General features: G+C 64.1%; 19 protein-coding genes. 5 read left to right on the top strand and 14 right to left on the bottom strand.

The window, feature by feature from the left end; genetic code table 11:
- Nucleotides 1-26: 26 nt before the first annotated feature.
- On the bottom strand, nucleotides 27-869 hold the full coding sequence (locus P0648_RS06435; RefSeq protein ID WP_276248091.1) for an aldo/keto reductase: 843 nt from the start codon (nucleotides 867-869) through the stop codon (nucleotides 27-29).
- 48 nt (nucleotides 870-917) lie between these two features.
- Entirely contained in the window at nucleotides 918-2291 is a 1374-nt protein-coding gene (locus P0648_RS06440) for a geranylgeranyl reductase family protein (RefSeq protein ID WP_276248090.1), read from the bottom strand.
- A gap of 220 nt (nucleotides 2292-2511) precedes the next feature.
- On the opposite strand from P0648_RS06440, the gene P0648_RS06445 reads away from it, so the two are divergent.
- Nucleotides 2512-2643: a hypothetical protein gene (locus P0648_RS06445; protein WP_276248089.1), complete on the top strand. Its 132-nt coding sequence runs from the start codon at nucleotides 2512-2514 to the stop codon at nucleotides 2641-2643.
- Nucleotides 2644-2671: 28 nt separating this feature from the next.
- Here the strand turns inward: P0648_RS06445 and P0648_RS06450 are convergent, their stop codons facing one another.
- Both P0648_RS06450 and P0648_RS06455 read right to left on the bottom strand, forming a co-directional pair.
- On the bottom strand, nucleotides 2672-3535 hold the full coding sequence (locus P0648_RS06450; RefSeq protein WP_276248088.1) for a 2-oxoacid:ferredoxin oxidoreductase subunit beta: 864 nt from the start codon (nucleotides 3533-3535) through the stop codon (nucleotides 2672-2674).
- Entirely contained in the window at nucleotides 3532-5295 is a 1764-nt protein-coding gene (locus tag P0648_RS06455; protein ID WP_276248087.1) for a 2-oxoacid:acceptor oxidoreductase subunit alpha, read from the bottom strand. Before P0648_RS06455 ends, P0648_RS06450 begins: the two co-directional genes overlap by 4 nt.
- 99 nt (nucleotides 5296-5394) lie before the next feature.
- Here P0648_RS06455 and P0648_RS06460 point away from each other — a divergent pair, with 99 nt between their 5' ends.
- Entirely contained in the window at nucleotides 5395-6030 is a 636-nt protein-coding gene (locus P0648_RS06460) for an FAD-dependent oxidoreductase (protein WP_276248086.1), read from the top strand.
- Nucleotides 6031-6072: 42 nt separating this feature from the next.
- The gene (locus P0648_RS06465; protein ID WP_277505688.1) at nucleotides 6073-6624 is read left to right on the top strand and encodes an NUDIX hydrolase; all 552 of its coding nucleotides are present in this window, start codon (nucleotides 6073-6075) and stop codon (nucleotides 6622-6624) included.
- On the opposite strand, the gene P0648_RS06470 is transcribed toward P0648_RS06465, so the two are convergent.
- The 10 genes from P0648_RS06470 to P0648_RS06515 all read right to left on the bottom strand — a co-directional run bounded on the left by P0648_RS06470 (nucleotide 6621) and on the right by P0648_RS06515 (nucleotide 17441).
- Nucleotides 6621-7238 carry a LysE family translocator gene (locus P0648_RS06470; RefSeq protein WP_276248429.1) on the bottom strand — a complete coding sequence of 206 codons (618 nt, stop codon included), beginning with the start codon at nucleotides 7236-7238 and terminating at the stop codon, nucleotides 6621-6623. The genes P0648_RS06465 and P0648_RS06470 overlap by 4 nt on opposite strands.
- A gap of 2 nt (nucleotides 7239-7240) precedes the next feature.
- Entirely contained in the window at nucleotides 7241-7651 is a 411-nt protein-coding gene (locus P0648_RS06475) for a VOC family protein (protein WP_276248084.1), read from the bottom strand.
- Nucleotides 7651-8034: a methylmalonyl-CoA epimerase gene (gene mce / locus P0648_RS06480; RefSeq protein WP_277505689.1), complete on the bottom strand. Its 384-nt coding sequence runs from the start codon at nucleotides 8032-8034 to the stop codon at nucleotides 7651-7653. The genes P0648_RS06475 and mce overlap by 1 nt, the downstream gene beginning before the upstream one ends.
- A 50-nt stretch (nucleotides 8035-8084) precedes the next feature.
- Complete coding sequence (locus P0648_RS06485; RefSeq protein WP_276248082.1) at nucleotides 8085-9767, bottom strand: methylmalonyl-CoA mutase; 1683 nt, start codon at nucleotides 9765-9767, stop codon at nucleotides 8085-8087.
- Between the two features lie 126 nt (nucleotides 9768-9893).
- Entirely contained in the window at nucleotides 9894-11354 is a 1461-nt protein-coding gene (locus P0648_RS06490) for a TIGR00366 family protein (RefSeq protein WP_277505690.1), read from the bottom strand.
- A gap of 265 nt (nucleotides 11355-11619) precedes the next feature.
- Entirely contained in the window at nucleotides 11620-12603 is a 984-nt protein-coding gene (locus tag P0648_RS06495; RefSeq protein ID WP_277505691.1) for an NADPH:quinone reductase, read from the bottom strand.
- Nucleotides 12604-12636: 33 nt separating this feature from the next.
- Complete coding sequence (locus P0648_RS06500; protein WP_276274436.1) at nucleotides 12637-13629, bottom strand: asparaginase; 993 nt, start codon at nucleotides 13627-13629, stop codon at nucleotides 12637-12639.
- A 37-nt stretch (nucleotides 13630-13666) separates the two neighbouring features.
- Nucleotides 13667-14944 (bottom strand): amidohydrolase, encoded by a 1278-nt coding sequence (locus P0648_RS06505; protein WP_276248078.1) that lies wholly within the window; start codon nucleotides 14942-14944, stop codon nucleotides 13667-13669.
- 55 nt (nucleotides 14945-14999) lie between these two features.
- On the bottom strand, nucleotides 15000-16637 hold the full coding sequence (locus P0648_RS06510) for an acyl-CoA synthetase (protein WP_277505692.1): 1638 nt from the start codon (nucleotides 16635-16637) through the stop codon (nucleotides 15000-15002).
- 39 nt (nucleotides 16638-16676) lie between these two features.
- Nucleotides 16677-17441, bottom strand: coding sequence for an enoyl-CoA hydratase/isomerase family protein (locus P0648_RS06515; RefSeq protein WP_277505693.1), 765 nt, complete (start codon nucleotides 17439-17441; stop codon nucleotides 16677-16679).
- A 75-nt stretch (nucleotides 17442-17516) separates the two neighbouring features.
- Here P0648_RS06515 and P0648_RS06520 point away from each other — a divergent pair, with 75 nt between their 5' ends.
- Nucleotides 17517-18674 (top strand): thiolase domain-containing protein, encoded by a 1158-nt coding sequence (locus P0648_RS06520; protein WP_276248075.1) that lies wholly within the window; start codon nucleotides 17517-17519, stop codon nucleotides 18672-18674.
- The gene (locus P0648_RS06525; protein WP_276248074.1) at nucleotides 18674-18991 is read left to right on the top strand and encodes a Zn-ribbon domain-containing OB-fold protein; all 318 of its coding nucleotides are present in this window, start codon (nucleotides 18674-18676) and stop codon (nucleotides 18989-18991) included. Before P0648_RS06520 ends, P0648_RS06525 begins: the two co-directional genes overlap by 1 nt.
- Nucleotide 18992: the final 1 nt, after the last annotated feature.

Raw genomic sequence — 18992 nt, forward strand, 5'->3', positions numbered from 1 at the left:
ACCTTACCCGCGGGTAAATCGCCCGCCTACCACGGCGCGAACGACGGGTCGACCTTGCGTTCCGTGCGGTCGAGTTCGTCGATGGTCGTCACTTCCAGCTCCGAGAGCTCGAAGTCGAGTGAGTGCCAGTTGTCTCGGACGTGCTCCTCGCTGGTCGCCTTCGGAATGGCGGTGACGCCCTTCTCGCGGAGCCACGCGAGGCTGACCTGCGCCTCGCTCACGCCGTGGTCGTCGGCGATGGCCGAGAGTTCAGGGACGTCGAACACGTCACCGCGGGCGAGTGGCGAATAGGCGACGAGTTCGATGTCGTTCTCCGCACAGTACTCGCGCAGTTCGCGTTGGGGGAGCAGCGGGTGCATCTCGACCTGATTCGCGAATATCTCTTTGCCGGGGCCGAGTGCCTTCTGGGCCGCTTCGAGTTGCTCCGGTTCGAAGTTGCTCACGCCGATGCGGTTGACTTTGCCGTCGTCGTAGAGCGCTTCGAAGGCCTCGAGGGTTTCTTCTGCGTCGTATTCGTCCGCTGGCCAGTGGACGTACAGCAAGTCGACGTAGTCGACGTTGAGTTTGTCGAGGCTCTCTTCGGTGGACTTCACGACGTCCTCTGGCGAGAGGTTCTCGATCCAGACCTTCGTCGCGAGGAAGATGCTGTCGCGGTCGACGTCGGCCATCTCGATGCCGCGGCCGACGCCTTCCTCGTTGCCGTAAATCTGGGCGGTGTCGATGTGTCGATACCCCATTTCGAGGGCAGTTTTCACGCTCTCTGCACACTGGCGCTGGTCGTCGTTCTCCCAGGTGCCGAGACCGAGAATTGGCATGCCGCCGACACGGGGACAGTCGTCACTTGTTGGGTTGCTGGTAGGGTCAGCCATCGTCACCCGACGCTATGGCTTCGACGGGAAAATGGGTTGGGGCCGCGGTCAGTACTTCGGATTCGCGCCGGTAATCTTGTAGACGTCGTCCATGACGGCGTCACGTGATTTTCGCCAGGATTCGAAGCCGCTCGGGTCGGTGGGGTACTCCGCGTACACGTCGCGCAGTTCGCCGGCTTTCTGCTGGACCTTGTAGAGTTCGTAGAGGACGTTCCAGTGGCCGAACGTCTTGAGTGCGGTTTTGAGTTTGAGGCCGAGCCCCATCGACGCCGTTCCCTCCTTGCCGAGCGCGTCGAGGAGTTGTTGGCCGGGCAGGGCGCTGATGACGCTCACGAGGTCGTTTACGTCGTGTGCGCCGCCGAAGATGTTGTAGAGGTCCATTGCGGCGAAGCGACTGCCGAAGTCGTCCATCACGCGCTTGTTGTAGTTCCATAGGTTGGATTCGGTCACGTCGCCTTCGCTGATTGCCTCGATGGCTTCGAGGGCGGCCCAGTAGCCGGCTTTCGCCGCGCCGGGAATGCCCCCGCCAGTGGTCGGATTCACGTGGCCCGCGGCGTCGCCGACGGCCATGTAGCCGTTTGCCGTCGCCGAATCGTAGGTTCGGCGGGTCGGGAGCGCCGCGCCGAGTTTGTTCTTGATTTTCGCGCCCTTGAACTCGGGGCGGGAGCGAATGTCCTTTTTCAGGACTTCGACGAGCTTCATCGGCGGCTTGTTCATCTGGAAGCCAAGCCCGACGTTGATTTCGGTTGGCGACCGTGGGAAGTACCAGAGGTAGCCCAATTCTTCGGTCGGCTTGAATACGATTGCGTCGTGGTAATCGACCGGTTCCTTCGTGATGAGCACCTCGCGATAGGCAGAACAGAACTGCGAGTAACTCACCTTCGTATCGAACGTGGTGTCAGAGAAGTCCACCTTGTCCTGGAGCAGCGAGAGCGACCCGGCGGCGTCGATGACGACTTCTGCGTCGTAGTTCTTCACGCTTCCCTTGCGCGTGGCGGTGACGCCCGTGACCCGGCCTGCGTCGTTCTGGACGACGTCCTGGACGACGGTGTCCCAGTGAATCTCCGCGCCGGCGCGCTCTGCTTCTTCGAGCAGAACTTCGCCGTAGCGTTTGCGGTCCACGACGGCCCCCGGCGACCGGAACGGGATGTCGAGGTTCTTGTCCGTAACCGGGTTCTCGAAGCGGGCCTTCAGGATGTTCTCGTTGGTGAACGACTCCGCCCGGAGATAGTCTCGGTCGATGACGTCGGGGAACGTACTTTTCCCCTTGATTGCGTCACCGCAGGCAATCATCCCACCCTCCTCCTTCGACTTTCGCTCCAAGATAGCGACAGAGAGACCTTCGTTCGCAGCCGTCGCGGCCGCAAAGGTCCCGGAGGTGCCACCCCCAACTATGATAATATCGTAGCGTTCGGCTGCCATTGTTCGCACTACACTGTCGGGTCTTAAAAAAACGACGTATGTGACCCCGCTAGAGGGACGTTTCACTCGCGAATTGCGCGGGAATTTCTCAGCGAACGGGACGAACGTTGCCCAGCAACGTTTTGTTAACTCAACAACATATGCTCACACGGCGGTGTCGCCCGGTCCACGACACGCCTTGGAAACCCCCATGGGACACATCGAACTACACGGCAGTGGCATGAATAGAACAATCCCGGTAGACGGCCTTTCGGGTATCATCACCATCGACATCTCCGGCGACGAGTCGCGGGTCGTCCTCCCCGAAAACGTCACCGTCGAGCGGCGAGACGCGTCGCTCGAAGCGGAGTGAAAAAACGAAAAACCAAACCCGGAGCGATTTAGTAGAACTCGCGGACGAGGTCCATCGCGCCTTCTGGCGGCTTGCTCTCGATTTTGGACATGTCTTCGGAGATGCCCCAGCGGTCCTCGAACGGAACCGACGCTTCGTTCTTGTAAATGACGCCCTGGTACTCCTTCTCGGTGTCGAAGATGACGTCCTTGGCCGCGTCCTTGTCGGTCGGGTCGTGGTCCGTCTCCTTCAGGTCCACGAGCGAGTCGCGGAAGTAGTCGTAGGTGTCCACGTCGTTGAACGTGACACACGGGCTGTAACAGTTGACGAAGGCGAAGCCGGGATGCTCGATGGCTTCCTTGATGATTTCGACGTGGCGCATCGCGTCAGACGAGAACGACTGGGCGATGAACGTGCCACCGGCGGCGAGTGCGAGGGCGTGCGGGTTGACTGGCGCCTGCATCGGGCCGTCGGGGGTCGTCGAGGTTTCGAAGTCCTCGCGGCTGGTCGGGGATGCCTGCCCCTTCGTCAGGCCGTAGATGCGGTTGTCCATCACGACGTACGTCATGTCGACGTTGCGCCGGACGGCGTGGACGAAGTGGCCCGCGCCGATGGAGAACCCGTCACCGTCGCCACCTGCGACCATCACTTCGAGGTTCGGGTTCGCGAGTTTGGCACCGATGCCGACGGGCAGGGCGCGTCCGTGGACGCCGTGCAGGGCGTACGCGTGCATGTACGTCCCAATCTTGCCCGAACAGCCGATCCCGGCGACCAGGAACGTATTGTCCGGGTTGTTGCCGGTTTCGGCGAGTGCTTTCATCATGCCGTTCATCGTCCCGAAGTCACCGCACCCGGGACACCAGGTCGGCTGCTTGTCGGATTTGAAGTCAGTGAATCGAACGTCGGAGCTCATGCCGTTGCCTCCACGGGCTCGTCGAGAGCCGCTTTGATTTCGTTTGCCAGTTCGTCTGCTTTGAACCGGACACCGTTGTACTTGTTCACGCGCTTTACGCGGGTGAGGGCATCGTGTTCGATGAGGTTCGCGAATTGGCCGGTCGCGTTACACTCGACGACGATGACCTCGTCTGCCTTCGCAATCTCCTCGGTCAGGTCGGGGCGCGGGAAGATGTACGGAACCGAGAGGAAGCGCACGGAAACGTCGTCTTCCTCTAAGAACTCCATCGCCTCGCGCATCGCGCCCTCGTTCGAACCCCACGAGATGACGAGGTTCTCAGAGTCTGCGTCGCCGAATTCGCGTGGCGACCAGTCTTCGTTCTCGATGGCCGTCTGGACCTTCCGGTTGCGCTTGTCGACCTGCTTTACGCGCATGTCCGTGTCCTCGGTCCGGCGACCGAGTTCGTCGTGTTCGAGACCAGTGGACATGTGTGCGCCGCCCTTCGTGCCGGGGAACGCGCGCGGCGAGACGCCGTCCTCGGTGAGCGCGTGCGGTTTGAACTGCTGTTTGTCGTTGACCCAGTCGCCGACGGTTTCGTCGTCTACGACCTTGCCGCGGTCGATTTCGACTGCGTCCATGTCGAACTCTTCGGGCGGGAAGGTCTGTTCGCTCACGGCGAGCGCGAGGTCTGCGGCGAGGTAGACCGGCGTCTGGTACTTCTCTGCCAGATTGAACGCTTCCACGGTCTTGTGGAAACACTCGGAGATGCTGGTCGGAGCGACGACGAAGCGCGGAATCTCGCCGTGGCCGCCGTAGAGCATCTGGTTCAGGTCGCCCTGTTCTTGCTTGGTCGGCATCCCCGTGGACGGCCCAGAACGCATGACGTTGGTGATGACCAGCGGCGTCTCGCTCGTCGCGATGAGGCCGAAGGTCTCGGTCATGAGGTCGATGCCCGGCCCAGAGGTTGCGGTCATCGCTCGGGCACCGGCGCGGGCTGCGCCGAGGGCCATGTTGATGGCCGACAGTTCGTCTTCAGCCTGGATGACAGCGCCGCCGAACTGCTCTACGCGTCCGGTCATGTACTCCATGACGTTGGTCGCTGGCGTGATTGGGTAGCCAGCGTAGAAGCGACAGCCGGCCGCGATTGCGCCCATGCCAATCGCTTCGTCACCGTTCAGGAGGACGTAATCCTCGTCGGTGGTTTCGAGTTCGTAGTCGAGGTCCAGGTCGTAGTTCTCGCGAACGTACTCCTGTCCCTTGCGCGCGGCCTTGGAGTTGTTCTCGACGATGGAGCCGCCCTTCGCGCCGAAGCGCTTTTCGAGCGATTCGTCGAGGTTCTCGATTGGGAACTCGGAGACTTCACACGCCGCGCCGAGTGCGACGATGTTCTGCATGATGGCCCCACCCGCCTCTTCTGCGAGGCGGCGGAGGGGAACGTTGAGGCCGATCATGCCCTCGGGGGCCTCGAAGTCCTTCATCGTGGTTCGTTCACCGTCGTAGATGATGACCGAGCCCTCGTGGAGCTCGCTCATGTTCTCTTCGACCGTGCGTTGGGTCAGTGCAATCAGAATGTCGAGTCGGTCTACGACACTCTCGACGCGGTCGACCGAGGTACGAATCTTGTACGCGGTGTAGCCACCACGGATTCGGGATGCGAAGTCTTTGGACGTAAAGACGTGTCGGCCTGCGCGAGAGAGTGCCTGGGCGAAAATCTTCCCAGTGGAGTCGATTCCATCGCCGGCTTCCCCGCCGATGGCCCAGTTCAGGTCCTCTGGCATTGTCGGTGATGGGTTTGCTGTAGCAGTGCAAAAGGCTTCTGAATCAGTCAGTAAACTGGGAACGAAAGCGCATTTGGCGATAGCCCACAAGTGTGGGGTATGGAACCACGTGAAGTGACCGTCGCGGCGAACCGTCGCGTCGGCCCAGACACGGTCGCACTGGACTTAGAAACGCCCGAAGGCTTCAGCGCCGAACCCGGCCAGTTCGTCAAACTCACCCTCGAAGTCGAGGGCGAACCCGTCTCTCGCTTTTACACCCTCTCTTCTCCCAGCGTGGCCGACACCTTCGAAATTACGGTGGGCATCGACCCAGAAGGCGACGTTGCCCCGCACCTGGAGGCGCTCGAAGCGGGCGACGTCGTCCAGATTGCCGGCCCGTTCGGCAACGACTACTACGAAGGCGAATCGCGCGTCGTCATCCTCGCGGGCGGCCCCGGCGTCGGTGCCGCAATCGGCATCGCAGAGCGCGCCGTCGCCGAGGGCGGCGAAGCCGGACTCGTCTACCAGGACGACGCACCGGTCCACGAGGACCGCCTCGCCGCGCTCACCGAGAAGGGGGCCGCGGTCCACATCCTCACAGACGACGAGGACATGACCGACGCCGTCGCCTCGGTGCTCACCGGCGATGAACAACTGTTCATCTACGGATTCGCAGACTTCCTGGACGCCGCGACGACTGCGCTCCAGGAGGCCGGTGCAGACCCGGAAACGGCCAAGGTCGAGAACTTCGGCTGAGACGGCAACAACCGTTTTATCGGAAGGCACACATCTTCCGGTGTGTCCCAGACTCCCAACGCCGAGCGCGAAGCCACGCGTCTCTGTGAGCGACTGCGCGCGGACTACGGCGACCTTCCTGACGTGTACGAAGAGGAGGTGCCGATTCCCGCCGGCCGCTTCGCCGACTTCTGGGAGTACGCAGACGATGGGTTCGTCCGGGCGGCGGGCGCGCGAGTGACCGACGACCAGGACCGCCTGCTCATGTTGCGCGACCGGGGTGCGCCGCGCGACTGGACGTATCCTGGCGGCGGGTTCGAACCCGAGGACGATTCGCTCGAAGGCTGCGCCGTCCGCGAGGTGCGCGAGGAGACGGGCATCGCGTGTGAGGTGACCGACGTCTGTCTTCCACACCGCTTTTACTACACGACCGAGAATCGCGACGACGCGATTCTCACCTTCGGCGTCTTCTTCGACGCCGTGGCGACCGGCGGGTCGTTCACGACGCCAAACGACGAAGCCGTCGAGGCGCGCTGGTTCGAGACGCCGCCACCGCTCGACACCATCCCCGAGATGCTTCGCCCCACGGTCGAAGCGTGGGACTCGTCCGGCTAGAACAGCCCAGAGAGCGCGACGACGCCGAACCCGACGAGTACCACGCCCGCGATGACGTTTACCCGTTTGAGCCATTGTGCCGTAACCCGGTCGCGAATCCGTGAGACGACGCCCGCGAGGAACAGCCACCACCCGACGGACCCGGTGAACACGCCCGCGACGAGCGCCCCCGCCTCGACGACCGAGCCAACGGCGACGCCGAACCCCGTGACGACGGCGGCGAACGCGAGAATCGTCGCCGGGTTGCCGAGCGTGAGTGCGAGGGTGGTCGCGTAGTCGCGGGCAAGGCTCGTCCCCGTCGGAACTCCAGCGGGCCGGGCTGCTGGTGCTCTCCGTGCCGTCTGCACCCCGAGGGCTACGAGCAAGAGGCCGCCGCCGAGCCTGAGTGCCGCCGCGTGGGTCACAAGCACCGCTGCGACCACCGTCGCGCCGAAGGCGACGAGCGCCCCGTACAGCGCGTCGGCCGTCGCCGCTCCCAGTCCCGAAACGAACCCCGACGGGAACCCGCGTTCGAGCGTTCGCTGGATGCAGAGGATGCCGATTGGGCCGACCGGCGCAGCGATGGAGACGCCGAACACGAGGCCGAGGCCGAACGTCTCCATCGCGGTGGACATCGTCACCCCGTAATCGTCTCGTCGTGACAGACGAACTCCACCGAGTTGCCGTCCGGGTCCGCGAAGTACAGCGACCGCCACTGCACCCACGCGTGGGTGGTGGTTCGCACGTCGAGTCCAGCGTCTTCGAGTCGCGCAACTTCGGAATCGAAATCCGAGAGGTCGATGGTGAACGCGACGTGGTCAACGGTCGTGAACCGCTGGTCGATGCCCTCGTACTCGTCCGTGGCGGTGCGGTCGAAGAGGACGAACACCTGCGTGTGGCCGCCGTAGGACTCGCCGAGCGAGAAGAACACGGCGGTGTCGCCGCGTTCGAGGACGGAGAGGCCGACCACGTTCTCGTAGAAGTCGGCCATCTCGTCTATGGACTCCGTACGGAACGCGATTTCGCCGAGGGCTTTCACGGCGGCCATCAGTGCTGGACGAACTCCATGAGGATGCCGCCTGTCGATTTGGGGTGGAGGAACGCCACGTCGTGACCCCACGCGCCGGGGCGCGATTCCTCGTCGATGAGTTCGATGCCCATGTCGCGGGCGTGGTCGAGGGCGGCCTCGATGTCGTCGGTCGCCACCGCGAGGTGGTGGATACCCGGCCCGTTGTTTTCGAGATACCGTGAAACGGTCCCGTCCTCGATTGGCTCTAACAACTCGAAGTAGCCGTTTCCGCAGTCGAGAAAGACGACGCGGAGGCCGCCGAACTCCTCTTCGTGGACGGCAGGCATGGAGAACAGGTCGCCGTAGAGGTCGATGAGCGCGTCTGCGTCGTCTGTCGCGATGCCGGCGTGGTCGAATTCCATGTCTCACCCGAGGCGCGAACAGGTGATAAAAACGAGGGACAGTGGCGAACCTAGAGCGCCGCGCCGGGACGGTACTCGCCGAACACGTCGCGCAGCGTGTTCGAAATCTCGCCCGTCGTCGCGTACACCTTCACCGCGTCGATGATGTACGGCATGAGGTTCTCGTCGCCTTCTGCGGCCTCCGTGAGCGCCGCGAGCGCGTCGTCTACGGCCTCCTCGTCGCGGTCGGCTTTGACCTCGTCTAAGCTTTCGATTTGGCGGCGCTCGTCTTCCTCGGTGACCTCCTGGACGTCCGGCTGGGGGTCCTCTTCGACGCGATACTTGTTCACGCCGACGATGATGCGCTCTTCGTTCTCGATCTCTTTCTGGCGCTCGAAGGCCACGTCCTGAATCTGGCGCTGGACCCACTGGTCCTCGATGGCCTCGCGCATCCCGCCGCGCTCGTCGACTTCCTCGATGAGTTTCATCGCCTCTTCTTCCAGGGTGTCGGTCAGACTCTCGACGTAGTAGGAGCCAGCGAGCGGGTCGATGGTGTCCGCCGCGCCCGACTCGTGGGCGAGAATCTGCTGGGTGCGCAGCGCCGTCTGGACGGACTGCTCGGTCGGCAGCGAGATAGCCTCGTCTTTCCCGTTCGTGTGCAGGCTCTGGGTTCCGCCGAGGACTGCGGCGAGTGCCTGGTAGGCCACGCGGACGACGTTGTTCTCGACCTGTTGGGCCGTGAGCGTGGAGCCACCGGTCTGCGTGTGGAACTTGAGTTGCTTCGATTTCGGATTCTGCGCGTCGAAGCGCTCTTCCATGATGCGCGCCCAGAGGCGGCGCGCGGCGCGGAACTTCGCGACTTCCTCGAAGATGTTGTTGTGCGAGTTGAAAAAGAAGGAGAGCTGTGGCGCGAAGTCGTCCACGTCGAGGCCTGCGTCGAGGGCGGCTTTGACGTACTCGATGCCGTCACCGAGGGTGAAGGCAAGTTCCTGTGCGGCGGTCGAACCCGCCTCGCGGATGTGGTACCCGGAGATGGAGATGGTGTTGAACTTCGGCACCTCCTCGGCACAGAATTCGAAGATGTCCGTGATGATGCGCATCGACGGTTCCGGCGGGAAGATGTAGGTGTTGCGCGCGACGTACTCTTTGAGAATGTCGTTCTGGATGGTTCCGCGCAGTTTCTCGCGGTCGACGCCCTGGTTGTCGCCGACGGCGATGTACATCGCGAGCAAGATGGATGCGGGGGCGTTGATGGTCATGCTCGTCGAAACTTCGTCGAGCGGAATCCCGTCGAACACCGTCTCCATGTCGGCGAGCGAGTCGATGGCGACGCCGGACTTCCCGACTTCGCCCTGTGCCATCGTCGCGTCCGAGTCGTAGCCCATCTGCGTCGGCAGGTCGAACGCCATCGAGAGCCCCGAAGACCCGCTGTCGAGCAGGTAGTGGAAGCGTTCGTTCGTGGCCGCTGCGGTCGAGAAACCAGCGTACTGGCGCATCGTCCAGAGGCGACCGCGGTACATCGTCGAGTAGACGCCGCGGGTGTAGGGTTCCTGCGCCGGGAACCCGATGTCCTCGTCGTAGTCCTGGTCTGCGATGTCGTTTGGCGTGTAGAGGCGCTGTACGGATTGCCCGCCGGTGTCCGTGGTGAAGTCCTCTTTGCGCTCGCCAAAACGGTCGAGCGTCGGTTTGACCTGTTGGTCCTCCCAGGTCTCCTTTTCCTCCCGAATCTGCGCCAGGTCGTCGGGGTCGAACATTATCAGAATCGATGCAGCGGGCGGCCTAAAGGTTTGTGAGACTGTCCCAACCTTGCCGTCTCTCGCGCAACTCGTGCCTGCGGCTCTGTGGGTGTGAAGAAAAAGCCCGGAAAGGGGTGAGTTCGATTACGCGGCTGGCAGGCCGAGCAGGACCGTCATCGTGATGGCCATGATGATGAAGCCGCCGACCATCGCGACCGTGGAGTACCCGATGATGTCACGGGCACGCAGGTTCGCGAGTGCCAGCAGTGGGAGCGCCCAGAACGGCTGAATCATGTTGGTCAGCTGGTCGCCGAACATTTCGATGATGATAGCCGTCTCGAGTGGCATGCCCAGTTGCGCCGTGGTGTCGAGCAGGATTGGTCCCTGTGCGACCCACTGGCCGCCGCCGGACGGAACGAAGACGTTCACGATACCGGCGCTGATGAGACCGATGACCGGCCACGTCGTCGGCGTCGCGATGCTCGCGAAGAAGTTCGCGATGGTCGCGGTCAGTGCCGTGCCTGTGAGCAGCCCGGAGATACCCGCGTAGAACGGGAACTGGAAGATGATGCCGCCGACGTTCTCGACGGATTCGTCCATCTGCTGGACGATGCGCTTTGGCGTGACCCAGAGAATCATCGCGAAGAAGATGAACATCGCGTTGATGGAGTTCAGGGTGAGACTCGAGAGCCCTTCACCGCTGATAATCCACGCGTCGATGACGTAGTAGAGCGGGAACGCCGCGATGACGAGCCCGATAATTTTCGAGTTGTTGAGTTTGTCTGCGAAGGTATCTTCTGCGATGCCCGTCGCAGAGGCCGTTTTCGTGCCCTCTGCGACGCCGCCGTCGGTCGCGGCCTGTCCGCCGGACATCTGCCGGTAGACTTTGTCCGGCAGGCTCTTGATTTCATCGTCATCTTTGGGGTGAAGTGCACCCATGAGCGGTGGGATGACAGTGAGCATGAGCGCCACCGTAACCAAGTTCACCGGGTGCCCGAGGGTCCGGCCGAGCGAGAAGCCATTCTCCATGACGTTCTCGTTCGGGAACTTCGCGAGTGCCGCCTCGAAGGTCGGTGGGATGAGTGCGGGGTCCGCCATGATGAGACCACTCGAGGTGGTCAGCCCGGAGTGCCAGATCATGAGCGCGGTGTACCCGGCGGCCGCCAGCAGTGGGTAGTGAAGGTTAAGCCCCTTCTCTTTACCGTGGTAGGCGACCTGCTTTGCCATCACCGCGCCGACGATGAGGCCGAGCCCCCAGGAGATGAGGCCGGCGAGCATCCCGACGAACGAGACGAACGCGACGGCCGTGAACGGGCTCGATGGGAGTTTCGCGATACGCGCGAGAAAGTTGGTTACTGTTGGGGATTTCGCGATTGCGTCACCCATCATCAGTGTCACGGCGAACGCCGCCATGAAGCCGAGGAGTGTCCACACCCCGCCGACCCACGCATCCATGGCCTCCGTCGGGGTGGACCCGACGGCGACTGCACCACCGAATGCGATGACTGTCAGTAGTATTACAAGAACGTACGGATTTGGAACGTATCTCAGCGAAAGTTCAGCGAAAACGCCACCGAGTTTACGTATTGGGTCTGTGATTGCCATTACCTTACTGCACCGTGTTCATCCATTGAAGAAGTGCTATATAATGGTTTGGTACACGTTGTCACCAGACAGAGAATTAATTAATTGGGATTTCGTTTCAGAATTAGAATACGTAGATGGAGGGCACGTCGAACCGGTTCGACACATCGCCGACTGAACTCCGACTATAATTCGTGCAGAATACCCGGCTATACCCGGTGGTTTAAGTTAAATCTGCGTTCGTGTCTCTCACCCTGACGGTCAGGTGCGCGCCATATATCAATAATCACTCAGTTGTTCCTATCACGATTTTTCCTAACACTCCTGGCGACGCCGCGTGTGCCATCGCGTCCGCCGCCTCGGCGAGGGGGTAGGCCGCCTCGATGACGGGGTCGATAGACCCCGCTGCGAGTAGTGGTGAAACCGCCGTAAGGACCCGTCGTTGGTCGTCCATCGAAGCCATGATAGACATGAACCGAATGTCGGCGTCGTCAAACATTGCCGCGAGGGCTCGTTCGGGGGTCAGCGCCGCGCGCGCACCCTGCCCGATGACGACGACGCGGCCGCCGCGGCCGACCGCCGCGAGGTCGGTTTCGATGTGTTTGTCCGCGTGCGAATCCAGCACGACGTCCACGGGTCTGCCCGCGAGCGACGCGCGGACCGCATCCGCCAGGTCGTCCTCGCGGTAGTCGACGACGGCCGTCGCGCCGAGTCCCTCCACGAACGCGGTCGCTTCCTCGCCGCGGGCCGTCCCGACGACGGTCGCCCCGGCGTTGACCGCAATCTGGACGGCGACGTGGCCGACGCCGCCCGACGCGCCGTGGACGAGACACGTTTCACCGACCCGCAGGTCGCCTCGCGTGACGAGTCCGCGCCACGCCGTCGCACAGACGAGCGCGGCCGCCGCGCCCGTCTCGAAGGAGACTGCATCGGGGAGGGTTGCGAGTCTAGCAGCCGGAACCGCCGCGTACTCGGCGTACGTCCCGTCGTCCTTCCACCCGAAACCCGTTCCATAGACCCTGTCGCCGGGTTCGAGGCGCGTGACGCCCGCACCGACCGCGTCCACGACGCCCGCGAGATCCACGCCGCAGACGTGGGGCAGGCCCGCCGTCGGTTCGAGCAGGCCGCTTCTGAGTTTCGCGTCGATCGGATTGACGCTCGCCGCCTCGATGGCGACGCGCACTTCGCCCGCTCCCGGATTCGGTTTCGGCACCTCGTCGAGCGAGAGCACAGACTCGTCGCCGTACTCGTGGTATCGAATGGCACGCATGGGCCGTGCTACGGAAAGGAGGGAGAAAACGCTTCAGATGGCGGACATCGCTGCAGTGGCGACGAGTTCGCGCGCTTCCTCTGGGTCGTCGGTCGCAGACAGCGCGAGCGCCAGGGTGATGCGGGCTTTCTGCGCCGGCAGGTCGCCGCCCAGAATCGCGCCGTGTTCTTCGAGGGTGCGCGCGCCGCCTTCCTTGCCATAGATGCCGTTGACCGCGCCGCCGTGACACCGCGAGGTGACGACGACGGGCACGCCCCGGTCGATTGCTTCGGCTGCCGCCGTTTCGAGCCCCGGCGTCGTATTTCCGAGGCCCATCCCTTCGAGAACGATGCCGGAGACGCCGTCTTCGAGGGCGCGTTCTATCTGCCGGCCATCGACGCCCGCGGCGCTCTTCACCATCTCGACGCGGGCGGTCACGTCCGTCGCGGGAATCGAAACCGACTCGCTGCCCGGTTCGCGGAAGAAGCGGACGTAGCCCCGAAGCACGTTCGCCACCGGCCCCGCGTCGGGCGCGTAGAACGTATCGAGATTGCTGGTGTGGCCCTTCGTCACGGTGCGTGCGGAGTAGAGACTGTCCGCGAAAGCGATGTACGCCCCGCCCGCCTCGCGGACGCGCTCGTGACTCGCAGCGCGAACTGCTGTGAGCAGGTTAGCCGGGCCGTCTGCGCCGGGTTCGTCGCCCCGACGTTGCGCTCCCGTGAACACGACCGGAATCGTATCGCCCGCGACCACGTCGACGAAGTACGCAGACTCCTCCATCGTGTCCGTGCCGTGGGTGACGACGACGCCGTCTACCCCCTCTGCGGCGAGTTCGCGGACTCGCCGGACGATGGTGGCCATCGTATCGAAACCGAGTGCAAAACTCGAAATCTGGGCCACCTCCTCGACCGAGATGTCCGCGTGGTCGGTGAGGCCGGGGACGGCCTCAACCAGTTCGTCGCCCGCCCTCGTGGGGGTCGCGCCCTTGTCGGTGCCGGTGCTCGCGATGGTTCCGCCAGTCGAAAGAACCGCGATGTGTGGTGTCATACGACTTTCTCCGTCGTCTGGCACGTAAGCCTGTCTGTCATACTCGGCGCTCGAGTTCCAACAGCGCCCCCGAGAGGACGTCGATGCCGACGAAGATGTCGTCCTCGTTCACGTCGAACGTCGCCGTGTGGTGGCCGCCGGGGTGGTCCGTCCCGACGATGGGGAAGCCAGCGACGCCGCCGTTCTCCTGCACCGCTCGCATGAGGTAGGTGGCGTCCTCGCTCGCGCCGAAGTTCCCGGTGCGCAGCACCGAAGTGACACCGTCGGTCTCTTTTGCAGCGGTCGCAACCGCGTCAATCGATGTCTCGTCGCTGTCCACGCGCGGAGCACGGCTCACCATCTCGATGTCTACCTCCACGTCGTGCATTTCGGCGGCCGCCCGGATGGTGCGTTCTGCTTTTTCTTGCATGTAGTCTCGCAGGTCGTTCGTCTCGGCACGAACCTCGATTTGCAGTTCGCCGTGGTCGGGGATGATGTTCGACGCCTCGCCAATCTTGGCCTTGCCGACGTTCACCCGCGTCATGCCGTCTGCGTGGCGCGGAATCGCGTAGAGGTTCTGAATGGCCGCGGCGGCCGCCTGCATGACGTTGCGCCCCTCGTTCGGCGCGAGGCCCGCGTGGGCCGGTTCGCCGGTGAACCTCACCGTCGATTTCTGGACGGAGAGCGGTTTCACGCTCCCGGCGACGATTTCACCGGACGGGTGGCCGAGGCCGATGTGGACCGCGAGCAATCCCTCCACGTCCTCGATGAGCGGCGAGTCTGCCATCGACTTGCCGCCGCCGAGAACCTCCTCTGCGGGCTGGAAGAACACTTTGAGCGTGCCCGAAAAGTCGCTCTGCTGGATGGCCTCGATGGTTCCAAGGCCCATCGTCATGTGCGAGTCGTGGCCGCAGGCGTGCATCGCGTTCTCGTTTTCGGAGCGAAAGCCCTCTTGGACGGGGTAGTGGCTCTCGTCGGTCGATTCCGGCTGCGGGAGCGCGTCGATGTCCACGCGCAGGCCGAGTACGGGGCCGTCGCCTTTCTCGACGACCGCGACGACACCTGTGTGACCCCCCTTCGTCTTTTCGAGAACGTCTTCGCGAGCCCCGTTTTCGCGCGCTTTCTCGAACCAGTGGTCGAGGTCGGCTTCCTCGGGGACGCTCATCCGCGATTCCGAGACGAGCACGTCGCTGCCGACGTGAAGCTCGTCCACGTCGAGGGCTTCGAGTTCGTCTACCAGTCGGCTCGTCGTGAGGAATTCGCGCCACGACGGTTCTGGGTATCGGTGGAAGGTTCGTCGAATCTCGACCGCCCGGTCTCTGATTCCCTGACTCATGGGTTCGTTCCACACGATGAGAAGTGGGGTTATAGCGTTCAGGGTGGCGGCGACTTCACACGGAGCGAGCGCGGTCGCGCAACTCGACGCGTCGGATCTTCCCGCTCGACGTCTTCGGCAGGTCGTCTACGATGTGGAGACGACGCGGGTAGGCGTGGTGGGCGAGTTTCCCCTTCACGAATCCGACGATGTCCTCGCGGAGCTGTTGGGTCGCCTCGAACTCGTTTCTGAGGACGACGAACGCCGCGACCACCTCGCCGCGCTGGTCGTCGGGGACGCCGACGACCGCTGCCTCCGCCACGGCCTCGTGTTCGATGAGCGTGCTCTCGACTTCGAACGGGCCGATACGATACCCCGAGGAGATGATGACGTCGTCGGCCCGGCCGACGAACCAGTAGACGCCGTCCTCGAAGGTGGCCGCGTCGCCGGTCAGAAACCACTCCGCACCGTCGATTGCCGTCCAGGAGTTCGCGGTCGCTTGCGGCCGGTTCAAATAGCCGTCGAAATACGTCCCGCCGCCGCGTTTGACCGCGAGTTCGCCGGTCTCGCCTTCCGCGGCTCGCTCTCCGTCTGCGAGCACCTGCACCTCGAACCCCGGAATCGGCGTCCCCATGCTCCCCTGGACGAACCGGTCGGGGGCGACGTGCTGGTTGCCGACGACCATCCCGACTTCCGTGACGCCGTACTGGTCGTACACGGGCACGGAAAGTTCGTCGTCGAACCACCGGACGACCTCCGGATTGAGCGGTTCGCCCGCGCTGTTCCCCCGTTCGAGTGCGAGGTCGTAGTCCTCGTGAAGAGTGTCCTCCGCCATGAGGCCGCGGTAGGCCGTCGGACTGCTCGCGAGGGTCGTGACGCCGGCGCGCTCCATCACGTCGTACCAGGCCGCCGGGTCGAACTCCCCCGCGTACAGCACGTTCTCGACGCCCATGCTCACGGGCGCGATGCCGGCGGTGAGCAGGCCGTACATCCAGCCGGGGTCGGCCGCGCCCCAGAACACCTCGTCGCCGGTGAGGCCCATTCCGTACCAGAGGTAGGGGTAGAGCGCGGCGAGCACGCGATGGGTGAGCAGACAGCCCTTCGGAGGGCCCGTCGTTCCAGAGGTGTATTCGAGCGTCGACACGTCGTCGGCGCTCGTCCGCACCGTCTCGTGGCTCGTCGGTTGGCCCGCGAGGAGGTCTGTGTGGGCGTGGTCTTCCTCGGCGACGCCCACCCCCTCCCGGTCCACCACGACGACGTGCTCGAAGCCCACCTCGTCCTCGACGGCCGCCACGCGGTCGCGGTACTCCGGGGTCGTGAAGATGACGTTTACGTCGGCGTCGCCTGCCCGTGCCGCGATGGCGTCCGGGCCAAACGCGGTGAACAGCGGGACGTACACCGCTCCCGCTCGCCAGATGCCGAGGAAAATCGGGTAGAGTTCCGGTAGTCGCGGGACGAGCGTCGCCACGGGGTCGCCCCGGGAGACGCCGAGGTCGGAGAGCGCGTTTGCCACCTGCGAACTCTGTGCTTCGAGGTCGGCGTAGGTGAGCTCGACCGCGTCGCCGCCGTCGCCGTACCACGTCAGTGCCGTGCCCTTGCCGACGTTTCGCGTGACGACTTCGTGGGTGAGGTTCAGTTCTCGGGGGGCGTCCCAGTCGAACTGGTCGAACACCGCCTCCCAGGTAAAATCGGCCGCCCTTGGTATGCCCGTCATGGGTTCACCCTACCGACCGAACGCATATGTGTGTTGTTCTCACTCGGCATAGTCCGGGTCGCGTTTTTCGAGGAACGAGCGCGCCCCCTCCTGTGCCTCCGGCCCGGCAAACAGGTAGCCAAGGCCCGCTCGCATCGCGTCGTCTTCGCCCGCGAACCGGAGGCTCGTGTTGAGCCACGCTTTCGTCGTCTCGATGGCCGGCGGCGACCCGCGCTTGAGGCTCGCCACGATGTCCGCGACGGCGTCGTCCAGTTCGTCCGCGTCAACCGCCCGGGCGAACAGCCCCCAGTCGGTCGCTTCTTCGCCGGAGAGTTTCCGACCCGCGAGCGCGAGGTCAGCGGCCCGCTGGCGGCCGATCATCCGCGCGAGTCGCTTCGCGCCGTAGAATGGGTAGGCCCCGATTTGCACCTCGGGGAGAGCGAACTCGGCGTCGGCGGGAACGACGGTGAGGTCGCAGGCGAGCAGCAGTTCGAACCCGCCGCCGTAGGCCGACCCGTTCGCCTTTCCGACGACGGGCAGTGGGGCGCCTTCGATGGCTCCGAAGCAATCGAGCGCGATTTTCGTGAGTTCGCGCACGGCCCGCGTGTCCTCGATGTCTCGCAACGTGGCGATGTCGTCGCCCGCACAGAACGCACGGCCCTCTCCCGTCAACACCGCCACCCGCGCGCCGTCGTCGTCAGCCTGCGTCAGAAAATCGTCAATCGCTCCCCACATCTCCAGCGTGAGTGCGTTCAACTTCTCCGGTCGGGCGAGGGTAATCGTCGCGACACCGTCTTCCAGGTCGTAGGTGACATGTTCTGTCATGCCCTCCCTCCCACGCGAACGGTGATAAATGGTGACACAGGTAGGCTTATTCGCCTCCACCGGGAGGTTCCACGTATGCGAGATGTGAGTATCGTTGGCATGGGCACGACCGAGTTCGGCGTGCTCGATGCCGGCGTCAAGGACCTCGGTGTACGCGCGGTTTCTCGGGCACTCCGCTCGTGCGAAGTGGACAGGGAAGACGTAGACGCGCTCTACCTCGGCAACTTCGTCGCGGGCATCCTCGAGGGTCAGGAGACCATCGCGCCGCTCGTCGCCGATAGCGTGGGCCTTACCGGCATCCCGACGATGAAGACCGAAGGCGCGTGTGCGAGTTCCGGCATCGCCCTGCGACAGGCGTATCAGGCCGTCGCCACCGGCGTCCACGACGTGGTCGTCGTCACGGGCGTCGAGAGCATGACGAGCGCCGAGACGACGGAGTTCACCCGGGCGCTCAACAGCGCGGCAGACAACCAGACAGAGGGGAAGACCGGCCTCACCTTCCCCGGCTTTTACGGGCTCTGGCTCGACCGCTACATGCACGAACACGGGACGACGCGCGAGGAGGTCGCGGCAATTCCGGTGAAAAATCGGAAAAACGGCGCACAGAACCCCCGCGCCCGCTTCCGGGACCCGGTGACCGTCGCGGACGTGACCGAGTCGCGCCTCGTCGCAGACCCCCTCAGACTCTACGATTGCTGTCCGGCCGCCGACGGCGGCGCGGCCATCGTCCTCACCGCCCGTGACCGGGCCCGCGAGTTCACCGACACGCCCATCGACGTGCTGGCGAGCGCCCACGCCAGCGGCCGGAGTGGCGCGTACCGCTACGACGACCTGACGACGCTCGACGCCACCGTGACCGCGGCCGAGGACGCTTACGCGCAGGCGGACATCGCACCAACGGACCTCGACCTAGTCGAACTCCATGACTGCTTCTCCGCCGCCGAAATCGGCGATTCTGAGGACCTCGGCCTGTTCGAGAAAGGACAGGGCGCGCGGGCCGCGGCAGAGGGCGTGACGGCCGTCGATGGCGACGTGCCCATCAACCCGAGCGGCGGGTTGCTCTCGAAGGGCCATCCCGTCGGCGCGACGGGCATCGGACAGGTGTACGAAGCCTGCCTGCAACTGTTCGGCGAGCACGAGAATCAGGTCGACGGCGCGGAACTCGCGCTCACCCACAACCTCGGCGGGAGCGGCGCGGTGTGTACCGTCACCGTCCTCGGGAGGGGTGCGTAATGCCCGCATTCCCCGCCACCGCGTGCGCAGACTGCGGCGAGGTGTACGGATTCCCCGTCGTCGCCTGCCGCGCCTGCGGCGGCGAATCCTTCGAGGTCAACGAACTCCCCGGCGAAGGAACCGTCTACGCTCGGACGACCATCCGCGTTCCCGGCGCGGACCACCAGGGCCAGGAACCGTTCGAGGTGTGCGTCGTGGACGTCGCGGATGCGGTCCGGGTCACGGCGCGAATCCTCGACAACCCCGGCCTCGAACCGGACGACGCGGTGCAGTTCGTCGAGGAACGCGACGGCGTGTTCTTCTTCGAGGCGGCCTGAC

Origin of the sequence: Haladaptatus sp. DYSN1 (assembly GCF_029489995.1) — an archaeon.
Lineage (GTDB): Archaea > Halobacteriota > Halobacteria > Halobacteriales > Halococcaceae > QDMS2.